This is a genomic window from Parashewanella tropica (assembly GCF_004358445.1).
Taxonomy (GTDB): domain Bacteria; phylum Pseudomonadota; class Gammaproteobacteria; order Enterobacterales; family Shewanellaceae; genus Parashewanella; species Parashewanella tropica.
On the sequence record NZ_CP037951.1, the window covers coordinates 2,011,386 to 2,023,538 of the forward strand.

The window sequence follows — 12,153 nt, forward strand, 5'->3', positions numbered from 1 at the left end:
AACGATGAAATTTAATCACGAATTTATTGAAAAGAACATCGGTCTGCTTGGTATCTTTACCGTTATTGCTATTAGCTTCGGTGGCTTGGTTCAAATCACTCCGTTGATTTTCCAAAAAGATACTACAGTTCCAGTTGAAGGCTTACGTCCTTACACTGCACTAGAACTTGAAGGCCGTGATATCTACATCCGTGAAGGTTGTTATAACTGTCACAGTCAGATGATCCGTCCACTTCGCGCAGAAACTGAGCGCTACGGACACTACTCTGTTGCTGGTGAGTCTGTTTGGGATCACCCATTCCAATGGGGTTCTAAGCGTACTGGTCCTGATCTAGCCCGTGTTGGCGGTCGTTACAGTGACAAATGGCACGAAGTGCATTTGATTGACCCACGTGCAGTGGTTCCTCAGTCAAACATGCCTGGATTCCCATGGTTAATGGACAACAAGCTTGACGGCAAGTTGACTGCTGACAAGATGGAAATCTTCCGTAACTTCGGAGTGCCATACACAGATGAAGATATTAAAGGTGCAAAAGCTGCAGTTGAAGGTAAAACTGAAATGCAGGCACTGATTGCATATCTACAGTCATTGGGGCACGCCCTTAAATAAGGAGGCAATATATGGATTACGGCACATTACAAGGAATTTTGACCATCATTGTAATGATCGTCTTTATCGGTATATTCGCTTGGGCTTATAGCTCGCGTCAGAAAAAGAATTTTGATGAGGCGGCTAACCTTGTGTTTTCAGATGAGGAATCATCTAAGAAGGAAAACAATAAGGACTCAGGAGAGCAAAAATAATGTTAATGAGTAGCTTCTGGAGTGTTTGGATCACAGTTATTACATTATTTGTAATTGCAGCCTGCTTTATTTTGCTGCAACTGTGTAACAAAAACCACACAGATGTTGAAGAAGGAAAGTCCATGGGACACTCTTTCGACGGCATCGAAGAACTAAACAATCCACTACCTAAGTGGTGGAAGTACATGTACCTAATCACTATCGTGTTTGGTTTATCTTACTTGGCGTTATACCCAGGTTTAGGTAACTATAAAGGACTGCTTCAGTGGAACAGTTCTAACCAAAGCGTTGGTTACGAAAAAGGTATTAAAGAAGACTCTAAAGCGGCAACTGAGCTTGCAGCTAAAGAAGGTCGTTACGTTCAGTATGATGCTGAAATGAAAAAGGCTGATGAAACATACGGCCCTATCTTCGCAGCATACTTAAAAACACCTCTTGAAGAGTTAGTTAAGGATAAAGAAGCGTTAAACGTTGGTAAGCGTCTGTTCGTACAAAACTGTGCTCAGTGTCACGGTTCAGATGCTCGTGGTGCTAAAGGCTTCCCTAACCTAACTGATAACTCTTGGTTATACGGTGGTGACTTAGCGACGATCAAGACTTCTATCATGAATGGTCGTAACGGTATGATGCCTCCTAAAGGTGGCCTACCTATCCAAGATAGTGAGTTGAAAGCGTTAACTGAATACATCTTTACCTTAAACGGTCGTGAAGGTGACAAAGAGCTTGCAGCTCAAGGTCATGCATCATTCATGAAAGGCTGTTTTGCTTGTCACGGTATGGACGGTTCTGGTAATAAATTTATGGGTGCTCCAAACCTAAAAGATAAAGCTTGGGTTTATGGTGGTTCTCGTAAGGCGATTCTTGAAAGTATCACGAATGGCCGTAGTGGTGTAATGCCAGCTTGGAAAGATATTCTAGGCGAGGAAAAAGTCCACGTTATTACTGCTTACGTTTACAGCTTATCTCATCAAGATAAGAAGTAACGTTATAAAAAGGCCTCGATAATCCGAGGCCTTTTTTAAGTTTTATGAATAAATAGATTTAATACCAAAGAATTATTCACAGACATTTTTTGTTATTGGATTTCCCCTAGCCCTGCCTAGGGATTTTGTTGTATAAAGCCTCAGTAAAATGAGCTTTAAAGATTATGAATTAAGAGTATAAAAATGGATACACCTACAGCTTGGTACAAGCAATTCTGGCCTTGGTTTTTAATTATTCTTCCGCTAACCGTGGTTGCAGCGAGTATCGCTACATTAATGATCGCTGCAAAATATTCTGATACTGTTGTCGTCGATGACTATTACAAGAAAGGTAAAGGCATTAACCAAGATAAACATAGAGAACAAAAAGCTCGTGCCATGGGCTTACAATTTTCTATTATGGTTAAAAACAATGAAATTCTGATCCAGCAGCACGGTGGCACTCCATACAAAGCAGCGTTAGCCGTAGATTTTTACCATCCAACTATCGAAGAAAAAGACTTCAATGTTCTGGCCTCAGCTGATGGAAACTCAATTTACAGAATTGATCCAAAACAACCGTTAAATGGTGATTGGGTTGTACAAATTGAAGGTTTTGACAAATCTTGGCGCTTAAAGAAGCGCATTACGCTAAAAGATGGCGTTGAAAGCTGGTTAAACTAGTTATAAATCACTATGAGCCAAGATAAGCAATGTTACCACTGCGGGGAATCAGTCCCCGCTTCTGTCGATCTAACGACTGAAATTAATAATCAACCTCAGCCAATGTGTTGTATTGGTTGCCAAGCTGTTTCTCAAGCAATCATGGATGCTGGGCTTAAAAATTATTATAAATTCCGCACAGAGCCTGGTACCAAACAATCTGAATTAGTTCCAGACGAACTCAATAGCTTTAGCGCTTACGATTTAGATGAAGTTCAACAAGAGTTTGTTCATTCTGATGATACTGACATTCAAACAGTCTCGCTTTCTATTGATGGTATTACTTGTGCCGCTTGCGCTTGGTTAATTGAGCACAAACTTAAGCCGCTTCGCGGGTTACAAAAAGCAATGGTGAACTCAACCACACAGCGCGCCTTAATTTCTTGGGACAAAAATCAACTTAAGCTCAGTGATATTTTGCAGCAAATCAGCGCGATTGGTTACGTTGCAGCACCATATCAAGTGGATGAGCAAGAAGCTAAAGCGAAACGGTCTAGTAAGCAATTTTTGTTGAGACTTGGCCTTGCCGGTTTTTCTACTATGCAAGTGATGATGTTCGCACTTGCGTTGTACACGGGCTATTTTACCGATCTTGATACAGAGTTCCGTGACTATTTTCGCTGGGTAAGTATGATTTTTGCAGCCCCAGTAGCCCTCTACTCTGCTCAACCGTTTTATTTTAGTGCAGTTCGGTCGTTGTTATCTGGTCGAATTAATATGGATGTACCTGTATCGATTGCCATTGGTGGTGCGTTTATAGCGAGTTGCTTCGCGACTTATCATGGCGTTGGAGAGGTGTATTTTGAATCTGTTTCAATGTTTACCTTCTTCCTATTATTAGGTCGCTATTTTGAACAGAAGGCCAAGCAAAAAGCATCTGTGAGCTCTAGTAATTTACATAAGCTTATACCATTAACAGCTACATTAATTAACGATAAAGAACACATAGAGGTTGCTGCTAAGCAATTAAAAGTTGACGATGTTATTTTAGTAAAACCCGGTGAGGTGGTTGCCGCTGATGGCATTATCGTTGAAGGTGTTTCAAGCTTTAATGAATCTATGTTGACTGGTGAACATTTACCGTTGACTAAAGGATGTGAGCAGCAAGTTTTCGCAGGTACAATTAATGTTGAACAACCTGTACAAGTCAAAGTAAATGCAATTGGAAGTGAGCAGTTCGTATCTGAAATCATTCGCTTACAAGAATTTGCTTCAAACAATCGCCCTGCAATCGCATTAATTGTCGATAAGTTATCTCGTTACTTTTCTGCTGCCGTATTAACTTTAAGCCTTATCACTTATCTTGTTTGGCACTTTTTTATTTCACCAGAAGATGCATTTTGGGTAACACTATCCGTCCTTGTTGCTACCTGTCCTTGTGCACTCGCGTTGGCTACACCGACAGCAGTTACTTGTGCCACGGCGATGTTTACCAAGCTGGGCATCATCACTCGTAAATCAGGCGTATTTGAAACCCTTCCAAAGATTAAACACGTAGTATTTGATAAGACAGGTACCCTCACCTATGGTCGCCTGCAAATACATAGTGTTATGATTCATGATAACTCTGTATCTAAAGAGAGCGTTCTCAATCATATTGCCGCACTTGAGCAAGGTTCTGAGCACCCAATTGCTAAAGCTTTTAGAGATCACTTAGAGCTAAAACGTTTTCCTGTGACTGATGTTGAACATCATGTAGGCAAAGGTATTAGTGGCTTCATCAATGGTAACCATTACTTTGTTGGAAAAGCAGTATCAGCAAACGGCAAAGCCTCAACTCAGCAAATGATCTCATTATTAAGGGATGATGACTTAATTGCAGAAGTAACATTATCTGACGAAATACGTGAAGATGCACAATCCAGTATCAAGCAGTTGAAGCAGCATAAATTGTATTTATCGATCGCGAGTGGTGATCAATCCGGTCATGTTCATGCTGTTGCATCATCATTAGGTATCAACGATGTACGTGCTGGGTTAACACCGAGTGATAAGTTGAGTTTCGTAAAAGATCTTCAATCTGCTAATGAAAAAGTTGCAATGTTTGGTGATGGCATTAATGATGCGCCTGTATTATCGGGGGCTGATTTGTCTATTGCTATGGGCAGTGGTACGGCAATCGCTAAAAATAGCGCTGATTTAATTCTATTAGGTGACAAGCTCTCTCGTTTTGTTGATGCCATTGATGTTGCCAGTAAAACTACTCGATTAATCAAACAGAACTTGATGTGGGCTTTAGGTTACAACTTGATTGTCCTTCCGCTTGCAATGAGTGGTAATATTGCCCCTTATGTTGCGGCAATTGGTATGTCTGCAAGTTCACTGATTGTAGTAAGCAACAGCCTAAGACTTTTGAAGGACGCAAAATGAGTATCATCTACGTATTAATTCCCATCGCAATGATTTTCGTTGCAATTGCCGTTGCGGTGTTTTTCTGGGCAGTGAAGTCTGAACAGTTTGATGATTTAGATAGACAAGGCTCATCAATCTTATTTGAAGATGATGAAAGCGAGTCTGCTAACACTAAAGCAGATAAATCCAATGACAGATTATGATTTTGTTGCCGCTTTCATAGTCGGGATTATGGGAGCAGCACACTGTTTTGGTATGTGCGGTGGTTTGATGGCTGCACTTTCTAGTAATTCCCCTCAAAAAATCCAAGTCGGCGAAAACTTATTATTAAAGCAGTTAAAACTGATATTCAGTTATAATATTGGTCGCATAATGAGTTACACTATTGCCGGTGCTTTACTTGGTGGCGCGGCAGCAAGTCTTAAAGGCTTGTTCAATATCGACCATTACTTGATTATTCTCAGAATTTTTGCTGGAATAATGATGCTCATCACAGGCTTATACCTCAGTTCAATTTGGCAAGGTTTAACCAAAATTGAGAAATTGGGAAGTTTTTTTTGGCAATATTTAAAACCGGTTGCCACTAATTTACTTCCTATTGAAACCGTGTCTAAAGCGTTAATTGCTGGTATGGTTTGGGGGTGGCTGCCTTGTGGCCTTGTGTACTCTACCCTAACTTGGTCTGTAGCGAGTGGATCAATATATAATGGTGCCCTCATTATGTTTGCGTTTGGGCTAGGAACAATGCCCGCACTATTAAGTGTTGGAATTGCCTCTCGTACCATTTCTAACTGGGTACAAAAGAAACAAGTTAGATTGTTAAGCGGCTTGATGGTAGCAAGTTTCGGTGTTCATACACTTTGGGTTGCTTTTAATCAACTTTAAGACAATCTGACCTATTTTTGTGAATGATGCACATTGGAATACCGCATCTTCAATAACCTGTTTTACATAACTATTAGAATTATAGAGAACTACTGGAACAGCCATGGCTATAGAACTAAAGAAAAATCAAAGGTCTCATGTTGGTTGCACCATTCATTGCCATGATTGCAGCATGAGTGAATTATGCATCCCTGTAGCACTTAATAGCAATGAGCTAGATCAATTAGACAGCATTATTGAGAGAAAGAAACCAATCCAAAAAGGTGAGCAGGTTTTTAAGTCTGGCGATGGTCTTAAGTGTTTATATGCTATCCGTTCGGGAACAATTAAAAGCTTTACAATTACTGAACAAGGTGAAGAGCAAATTACTGGTTTCCATTTACCGGGTGATGTAATCGGTTTTGATGGTATTAACCAAAACCAACATCAAAGTTTTGCTCAGGCACTTGAAACATCAATGGTTTGTGAAATCCCATTCACTACTCTTGATGATCTTTCGTCTAAGATGCCAAAACTTCGTCAGCAAATTTTGAAATTGATGAGTAGTGAGATCATGAATGATCAAGACATGATTTTGTTACTGAGTAAAAAGAGTGCTGAAGAGAGACTTGCTGCGTTTATTAGCACACTAGCAAGCAGATACGGTAGTCGTGGTTTTTCACCAAAAGAATTCCGTTTAACAATGACAAGAACGGATATTGGTAATTACCTTGGCTTAACAGTTGAGACTATCAGTCGTATTCTTGGGCGTTTTCAAAAATCAGAATTGATCGAAGTAAATGGGAAATACATCACAATTTTGAATTTTGACGAATTGAAAAAAATGGCGGGTACTACTCGAGTAGTTAAATAGCATAATTTTGATTTAAGACAATAAGTTACCCTCCATATTAGCGACAATACCATTGGCGTATACTTGTCGATTAACTAAAATATGAACTAATAGGTATGGAGGGAATTATGCATAAATTTAAAAGTTTACTTGTTGTTATCGATCCAACCACTGAACACCAAATAGCACTAGAGCGAGCGATTGAGCTCGCTAAGCAAAATAACTCTAAAATTACTGTCTTCCATTCTGTTTTTGACCTTTCTTATGAAATGACATCAATTCTTTCCATCGAAGAAAGAGATGCTATGCGCAACGGTGTAATTGAACAACGACGTGCTTGGTTAAACGATCTCATAGATACCTATCCCACTGACGGAATAGAAATATCGAAAGAAGTCATTTGGCATAACCGCCCTTTCGAAAGCATTATTGAGCTCGCTATTGAGGGCGACTTTGATGTGATAATCAAAGGTACGCATGAACACGATAAATTAAAGTCAGTTATCTTTACTCCCACAGACTGGCACTTAATGCGCAAAGCTCCTGAGCCAGTGTTATTAGTCAAAGAACAAAACTGGTTCAGTGGCGGCAAAATAATTTGCGCTATAAACTTAGAAGAAGACGATAGCCATCGTCACTTAACTCATTCAATTATCGAACACGCTCAGTTCATAGCTAATCAATTCAATGCTGAAGTTCACTTAGTTAACGCTTATCCAGGAACACCAGTAAATATCGCTATCGAATTACCTGATTTTGATATGGTTAATTACAATGAGTCGATGAAAGAGCAGCATGCTGAAGCGCTTAGTAAAGTCGCGCAGCAATTTAATATTCCGAATGAACATTGCCATGTACTTGAAGGTTTGCCTGAAGATGTAATTCCTGAATTAACGGAAGAATTATGTGCCGAATTAGTGATTTTAGGCACAATCGGACGAACAGGTATCTCAGCGGCTTTAATTGGCAATACTGCAGAACATGTCATTGATAATATCAATTGTGATTTATTAGCGTTAAAACCCGACGGTTTTATTTCACCTATTAAGTCGAGTTAAGATCAAGGAAAGTAGTAGTAAACCTTTACCATCCTTCCCTTTACTGGAATAATACGCGCCTTAAGTAATAAGCAAGGCGCGTTTTTTTATGTCTCAACAATCAGAAGCCATTTCAGAATTATCAAAGAAGCAGCAAACACGACAAAATAAACTACAAAAAAAGTTACGTCGTGAAGTGGGTAATGCCATTGCTGACTATAACATGATTGAAGATGGTGATCGGATTATGTGTTGTCTTTCTGGTGGTAAAGACAGTTATGCCATGCTTGATATTTTAATAAACTTACAACAACGCGCACCTATTAACTTTGAAATCATAGCTGTAAATTTAGATCAGAAACAGCCAGGTTTTCCAGAGCACATACTACCCGATTATCTTGATAAATTAGGCATTGCCTATCATATCCTTGAAAAAGATACCTATAGTATCGTTAAAGAAAAAATACCAGAAGGGAAAACCACCTGTTCACTTTGCTCTCGCTTGAGACGTGGAACATTATATGGTTTTGCCCAACATATTGGCGCGACAAAAATTGCACTCGGTCACCATCGTGACGACATAATTGAAACTCTATTCTTGAATATGTTCTATGGTGGGAAAATGAAGGCTATGCCACCAAAGCTATTATCAGATGATGGCGCCAATGTGGTTATTCGCCCCCTAGCCTATTGTCGTGAAAAAGATATTGCTGAATATGCTGAATTAAAAGGGTTTCCAATAATTCCATGTAATTTATGTGGCTCGCAGGAAAACTTAAAACGCCAAGCTGTAAAAGATATGCTTAAGCAGTGGGATCGCCAGCACCCTGGTCGTATTGAAACTATTTTTACCGCGATGCAAAATACTGCACCTTCACAAGGCTTGGATAGAGAACAGTTTGATTTTGTGTCACTTACTCGTGATCCAAATGCGAAAAATACTGGAGCTGGAGCTGTAGCTGATGCAGACTTACCAGCATTCGACTTTACTGACGTAAATAACAATGGCCACATTAATTTAGATATTTCAAAACGAATTGATATTGTAAATACGTTTAAGCCATAAAAGGCTACGTTGAATAAAAGCCCGATGGGTTCGGGCTTTATTTGTTGTAGGTCGCTAACATTCTCAAATCTTTATGACCTGTTCGAGATTGGATTTTCATAATCCCTACGTTATCAATTCCCATCTGAGTAACAATGCCACTTCTTGCGCTATGAGCCCCAAATTGGCGTTCATCTAACCCCGCTTTTTTTAAGTACTTTTTTAAAATACGATTTACATCAGCGGCGCTAATTGCTGGAAACTCATTTTTATTATTTTGTTTAAGACTAAGACCATTTGTAGCCAAACTTCTAAAAATTGGCCCTTGGGTTATGCCACTAACTTGTAGCCAATCTTCAACATAATGATACGGTGCGAAAGATTCGTCATTAGGGAGTATTTTTATTTCACTCTTACCTGCTTGATTCGTCTTTGTGAATCGCATTGTTACCACTAATGCATCTCCTCTGAAAAATAAACTATCAGTGGTTAATTTTACGATTTCACTTCTACGAAATCCGCCAGCTCTTAATAGCGTGAGTAATGCTAAATCACGATGTTTTATGAGTTGCCGAGATTCCGATTTTATTACGTTAATGATTTTTTCTAATTCATTATTAAGTAGTGGTTTTTTTTCATCGTACATCAGTTGTCTATAATGGTTACGACGAAAACCCTCTAAAGATTTTATAATTTCAGGGTGATTGGTTGGAGTGTTAAATCCATGTTCAATATGAAAATGCCTAATGGCAGCGACTCTAATACTTATTGCACTATTACTTAACTGTCTTGCAGATGGCTCTCCATTGAAGTTACCAATATGAAGACGAGTCATTTCTTGACCAAGATAGGCAAGGACAACTTCAGGAATAGCTGGTAGCGAATTAAAACCATGTATTTGGCAAAATTGAGTAAAGTTGTTCCACGCTGAAGAATAGGATTTTATTGTATTTTCTGATCGTCTATATACTTGCTGTGATGCGGCCTTTCTTGCGTTTTCTAACAATGCATTTGGAAGTTTACTCAGTTGTAAATCACTATGTTCTTGATTGATGGAATTTATAGCAGTTTTAGACAAAAATCGCTGCATTATTATACTCAACAAATATTACGATCGATAATTGCAGTTATAGTACATAGTTAATGATCAGCGATCAATAGCTGTATAAAATGGTATAACCACAAATTAAATCTGTAAGATATTCAAGATAAAGTTAGCTACAAATAAAACTATTTAAAGCTTTAAGGACATAATGTTTATGTGAAAGGTTAAAGTGAAGCTTTTAGTCGTTAACATTCACTTTAGCTAATTCCAACAGCTCATCAATGGTTTGACCATAATCTGAAAAACCATTTGTCTGTTGATATTCTTTAAGTCGCTGTAAAATATCATTTGGGATTTCGATATGGGACTTTTTATTTCTTTTTAAGATTTGTTGATACTCTTTTCGAATGTGTCGCCACCCGTCATCACTAAAGAATCGATTGATGTCTTCATTCGCAGCACCAAGTTGGGGTAAGAATTCTTTATTGCTCTTTTTTCGATTTAAAACTTCGTTAAGCAATTTAGATAAATGTAAGCACGAATCACTATTTATTTTGTAATTAGACGTTGGATCAATAAATAGATGTGACTTTTTAGGATCTAGGTGTTCTTTAGCTGTTTTAAGTACCAATGGAATTAAGAAATTAATCTCTTCTGGTTTAATTAGCCATAACTTACGACCTGCTTTAGGTGCGCCAAAATGATAATTCCATGATTGTGGTTGGTATGAGTCAGACATCAAATCACCCTAATTAAAATGGTTAAACCATGTTATCAAGGATTTGATTTTTTTGGTATAAACTTGCCAAGAAATAACTTAGCAAGTTTATTAATAAGGGGCGTGAATTGAAAGTTAATCAAACCATGGGCTGATGCGAACGGGACTATTATTGAAATCCAGTCGAGTTAAGTTTTGTAATTGAGCTTTGCTTAATACAAACTTATCTTTTATTTCTTGAGGTTTGTCATTGATTTTAACTGATGTAGCACTATTAAATTTAAACGTTATTCCTGTTATCCCTTTGCTGAAATACTTCATTGGAAAGCCTTGAAGATCGGCATAGAGGTCATCCATTTCATTATACATTTGCTTTAAACTGGTTCCTGTATAATGCTTTTGCTTCGTTTTTGAAGCTATTTGCATTTGGATACCACATTTACTCGAATCTCCAGCTAATTCTAATTGAATCAGAGCCCTATTAGATTTTAGCTTTTCGTCATATGGCAAAAGTAGTTGTTGATCATGAGTATAAACAAGAGGGTATGTTTTCTTCTCTGTTGCAATTTTTCCAGATAAAATTTTACAGTCTTGGCTATTCGGCACATAAAAAGCGATAGTGATCAGGCTGTAATCGTTTTTATTGACTCGCTTTAATCTATCGTAAAATCCTTTATATTCTAATGAAATTTCGCCAGCGCTCACGCCTAAACTGGTAAAGAGTAAACTACTAATTAATAGCTTTTTTAACATTATTTACATCCAAATATTGCTTGTTATGACGTAGCATACTTAATAGCTCGTCGATATAATCATCTTGACGCTCTGAATAATTAATTAACCCATACACTAATTTAGCTGCAGTTGGTTGATTCCCTTCAGAGCGGAGATCAGATCTTATCCGTCGAAATAAATCATAAGCCGCGTTCGTATTTAGATTATTCATATATGATGCGATTGAATCATCGACAGTCTTAAATACAGCAACTTCATGTGTTAGCCCTTCTTGGCGGGAGCTTGGAATTAACCCACACCCTTTAACAAAGCACCATTGACCAAAAAAGTTATTCCCTTTTCGAGCAAATCGCGATGTCCCCCACCCTGATTCATTTGCAGCCTGTACTAAAACAAGTGCTTCAGGGACAGTATCGACTCTGCTTAATAAATCTGAAAAAGCTTGGTCATTTACTCTTTGAAAACTGAAGTTATATTTGTTGGCAATGCGGTTTAGTTTTGCTTGTTCGCCATCACTCAAGTTCTCACTGTTGTCCAGTTGCTTTTTGATTCCGACGATAAACTTTCTGTCTGAACGGATAAGTTGGTTTTGCTTCCGAACCGCAGGACGAATGAAATTAAAAAAAGCTTCTTTTCGCTTTGCTGTTTCTTTAATTGCTGAAAAATCAGGAAAGGGTTGTGTTTCTACTTTGTTTTTCTTTATCGCAAGGCTGTCTTGAGTCTCATGAGTGTTTTCAGTAGAAATAAAAACAACTCTAAATCCATAAAGGAGTACCACACTTGTACCTAATGCAAGAATATACTTTCCGACTTTTCCTGTTCTCAAGCAATACCCCTTAATGATTTCTAACATGATTGAACATATTATATTTAATTTTAAGCTAACCATAAAGCAGATGATGTGAGATTTGTAACCACAACATTAAATAGCTCTATATACCTATAGAAAAATGAAATTCCCATCGTTATAATCGTCGACATAATTGGTTCAAGACCACCTAACTAACTGGATTTA

At 38.1% G+C, this 12,153-nt stretch carries 14 protein-coding genes; 10 read left to right on the forward strand and 4 right to left on the reverse strand.

Annotated elements, in window-relative coordinates:
- Positions 1 to 4: 4 nt before the first annotated feature.
- From ccoO to ttcA, 10 genes are all read left to right on the forward strand, one after another.
- Positions 5 to 610, forward strand: coding sequence for a cytochrome-c oxidase, cbb3-type subunit II (gene ccoO, locus E2H97_RS08685; protein ID WP_121840491.1), 606 nt, complete (start codon positions 5 to 7; stop codon positions 608 to 610).
- 11 nt (positions 611 to 621) lie between these two features.
- Positions 622 to 804, forward strand: a complete 183-nt coding sequence (locus tag E2H97_RS08690) for a cbb3-type cytochrome oxidase subunit 3 (protein ID WP_133406777.1) — start codon at positions 622 to 624, stop codon at positions 802 to 804.
- A gap of 5 nt (positions 805 to 809) precedes the next feature.
- Positions 810 to 1,787: a cytochrome-c oxidase, cbb3-type subunit III gene (gene ccoP, locus E2H97_RS08695; RefSeq protein ID WP_133408604.1), complete on the forward strand. Its 978-nt coding sequence runs from the start codon at positions 810 to 812 to the stop codon at positions 1,785 to 1,787.
- Positions 1,788 to 1,970: 183 nt separating this feature from the next.
- Positions 1,971 to 2,450, forward strand: coding sequence for a FixH family protein (locus E2H97_RS08700; RefSeq protein ID WP_133406778.1), 480 nt, complete (start codon positions 1,971 to 1,973; stop codon positions 2,448 to 2,450).
- A 12-nt stretch (positions 2,451 to 2,462) separates the two neighbouring features.
- Positions 2,463 to 4,859, forward strand: coding sequence for a heavy metal translocating P-type ATPase (locus E2H97_RS08705; RefSeq protein ID WP_133406779.1), 2,397 nt, complete (start codon positions 2,463 to 2,465; stop codon positions 4,857 to 4,859).
- The gene (ccoS, locus tag E2H97_RS08710) at positions 4,856 to 5,044 is read left to right on the forward strand and encodes a cbb3-type cytochrome oxidase assembly protein CcoS (protein WP_133406780.1); all 189 of its coding nucleotides are present in this window, start codon (positions 4,856 to 4,858) and stop codon (positions 5,042 to 5,044) included. The genes E2H97_RS08705 and ccoS overlap by 4 nt, the downstream gene beginning before the upstream one ends.
- Positions 5,031 to 5,726 carry a sulfite exporter TauE/SafE family protein gene (locus E2H97_RS08715; RefSeq protein ID WP_133406781.1) on the forward strand — a complete coding sequence of 232 codons (696 nt, stop codon included), beginning with the start codon at positions 5,031 to 5,033 and terminating at the stop codon, positions 5,724 to 5,726. The genes ccoS and E2H97_RS08715 overlap by 14 nt, the downstream gene beginning before the upstream one ends.
- Positions 5,727 to 5,829: 103 nt before the next feature.
- Positions 5,830 to 6,579 carry an FNR family transcription factor gene (locus tag E2H97_RS08720; RefSeq protein WP_133406782.1) on the forward strand — a complete coding sequence of 250 codons (750 nt, stop codon included), beginning with the start codon at positions 5,830 to 5,832 and terminating at the stop codon, positions 6,577 to 6,579.
- A 107-nt stretch (positions 6,580 to 6,686) separates the two neighbouring features.
- On the forward strand, positions 6,687 to 7,616 hold the full coding sequence (uspE, locus tag E2H97_RS08725) for a universal stress protein UspE (RefSeq protein WP_133406783.1): 930 nt from the start codon (positions 6,687 to 6,689) through the stop codon (positions 7,614 to 7,616).
- An 88-nt stretch (positions 7,617 to 7,704) separates the two neighbouring features.
- Entirely contained in the window at positions 7,705 to 8,661 is a 957-nt protein-coding gene (gene ttcA, locus E2H97_RS08730) for a tRNA 2-thiocytidine(32) synthetase TtcA (RefSeq protein WP_133406784.1), read from the forward strand.
- Between the two features lie 37 nt (positions 8,662 to 8,698).
- On the opposite strand, the gene E2H97_RS08735 is transcribed toward ttcA, so the two are convergent.
- From E2H97_RS08735 to E2H97_RS08750, 4 genes are all read right to left on the reverse strand, one after another.
- A complete protein-coding gene (locus tag E2H97_RS08735; RefSeq protein WP_133406785.1) occupies positions 8,699 to 9,730 on the reverse strand; it encodes a tyrosine-type recombinase/integrase in 1,032 nt (343 codons plus the stop codon).
- A gap of 193 nt (positions 9,731 to 9,923) precedes the next feature.
- A complete protein-coding gene (locus E2H97_RS08740; RefSeq protein WP_133406786.1) occupies positions 9,924 to 10,424 on the reverse strand; it encodes a hypothetical protein in 501 nt (166 codons plus the stop codon).
- 114 nt (positions 10,425 to 10,538) lie between these two features.
- Positions 10,539 to 11,156 (reverse strand): DUF2987 domain-containing protein, encoded by a 618-nt coding sequence (locus E2H97_RS08745; RefSeq protein ID WP_133406787.1) that lies wholly within the window; start codon positions 11,154 to 11,156, stop codon positions 10,539 to 10,541.
- A complete protein-coding gene (locus tag E2H97_RS08750; protein ID WP_133406788.1) occupies positions 11,134 to 11,964 on the reverse strand; it encodes a glucosaminidase domain-containing protein in 831 nt (276 codons plus the stop codon). Before E2H97_RS08750 ends, E2H97_RS08745 begins: the two co-directional genes overlap by 23 nt.
- Between the last annotated feature and the right edge of the window lie 189 nt (positions 11,965 to 12,153).

Excerpts from the sequence above, each read along its gene's own strand:
- ccoO (WP_121840491.1), top strand. The coding sequence starts at position 5 with ATGAAATTTAATCACGAATTTATTGAAAAGAACATCGGTCTGCTTGGT.
- E2H97_RS08690 (WP_133406777.1), top strand. The coding sequence starts at position 622 with ATGGATTACGGCACATTACAAGGAATTTTGACCATCATTGTAATGATC.
- ccoP (WP_133408604.1), top strand. The coding sequence starts at position 810 with ATGAGTAGCTTCTGGAGTGTTTGGATCACAGTTATTACATTATTTGTA.
- E2H97_RS08700 (WP_133406778.1), top strand. The coding sequence starts at position 1,971 with ATGGATACACCTACAGCTTGGTACAAGCAATTCTGGCCTTGGTTTTTA.
- E2H97_RS08705 (WP_133406779.1), top strand. The coding sequence starts at position 2,463 with ATGAGCCAAGATAAGCAATGTTACCACTGCGGGGAATCAGTCCCCGCT.
- ccoS (WP_133406780.1), top strand. The coding sequence starts at position 4,856 with ATGAGTATCATCTACGTATTAATTCCCATCGCAATGATTTTCGTTGCA.
- E2H97_RS08715 (WP_133406781.1), top strand. The coding sequence starts at position 5,031 with ATGACAGATTATGATTTTGTTGCCGCTTTCATAGTCGGGATTATGGGA.
- E2H97_RS08720 (WP_133406782.1), top strand. The coding sequence starts at position 5,830 with ATGGCTATAGAACTAAAGAAAAATCAAAGGTCTCATGTTGGTTGCACC.
- uspE (WP_133406783.1), top strand. The coding sequence starts at position 6,687 with ATGCATAAATTTAAAAGTTTACTTGTTGTTATCGATCCAACCACTGAA.
- ttcA (WP_133406784.1), top strand. The coding sequence starts at position 7,705 with ATGTCTCAACAATCAGAAGCCATTTCAGAATTATCAAAGAAGCAGCAA.
- E2H97_RS08735 (WP_133406785.1), bottom strand. The coding sequence starts at position 9,730 with ATGCAGCGATTTTTGTCTAAAACTGCTATAAATTCCATCAATCAAGAA.
- E2H97_RS08740 (WP_133406786.1), bottom strand. The coding sequence starts at position 10,424 with ATGTCTGACTCATACCAACCACAATCATGGAATTATCATTTTGGCGCA.
- E2H97_RS08745 (WP_133406787.1), bottom strand. The coding sequence starts at position 11,156 with ATGTTAAAAAAGCTATTAATTAGTAGTTTACTCTTTACCAGTTTAGGC.